Raw genomic sequence first — 705 nt, 5'->3', positions numbered from 1 at the left:
GGATCAGGCCAGGCTGTCGAGCCACGCCTGGTGCAGGCCCGCGAAGCGACCTGAGCCGGCGATGAGCTCGTCGGGCGGGCCGTCCTCGACGAGCCTGCCGCCCTCCATGACGAGGACCCGCTCGGCGATCTCGACCGTGGAGAGCCGGTGCGCGATGATCAGCGCGGTCCGGTCCGCGAGGATCGTCCGCAGCGCCCGCTGGACCAGGCGCTCGCTGGGTACGTCGAGGCTGGAGGTCGCCTCGTCCAGGATCAGCACGGCGGGATCGGCCAGGAACGCCCGCGCGAACGCCACGAGCTGCCGCTGGCCGGCCGACATCCGGCCGCCGCGCTTGCCGACCTCGGTGTCGTAGCCGTCCGGCAGCGCGGTGATGAACTCGTGCGCGCCGATCGCCTGCGCGGCGTGCACGATCTCCGCCCGGGACGCGCTCGGCCGGCCGAACCTGATGTTCTCCGCCACCGAACCGGTGAACAGGAAGTTCTCCTGGGTCACCATGACGACCGCGCGGCGCAGCGTGGCCTCGTCGAGGTCGCGCAGATCAATGCCGTCGAGCAGGACCCGCCCCGCCGTCGGGTCGTAGAAACGGGAGATCAGCTTGGCCAGCGTGGTCTTCCCGGCACCGGTGGCGCCGACCACGGCCACCGTCTGCCCCGCCGGGATCCGAAGGTCGAACGTCGGCAGGATCGGCACGTCCGGCACGTAGGA

The 705-nt window shown here is 71.9% G+C and carries 1 protein-coding gene; it reads right to left on the bottom strand.

What is annotated here, in order from left to right; translation table 11 throughout:
- Window positions 1-3: 3 nt before the first annotated feature.
- On the bottom strand, window positions 4-705 hold a 702-nt coding region (locus MBA17_RS49050; protein WP_238505836.1), incomplete at its 5' end, for an ABC transporter ATP-binding protein.

Origin of the sequence: Dolomitihabitans soli (assembly GCF_022213955.1) — a bacterium.
Classification (GTDB): Bacteria; Actinomycetota; Actinomycetes; order Streptosporangiales; family Streptosporangiaceae; genus Streptosporangium_A; species Streptosporangium_A soli.
This window is presented reverse-complemented; position numbering and strand designations above follow the sequence as displayed.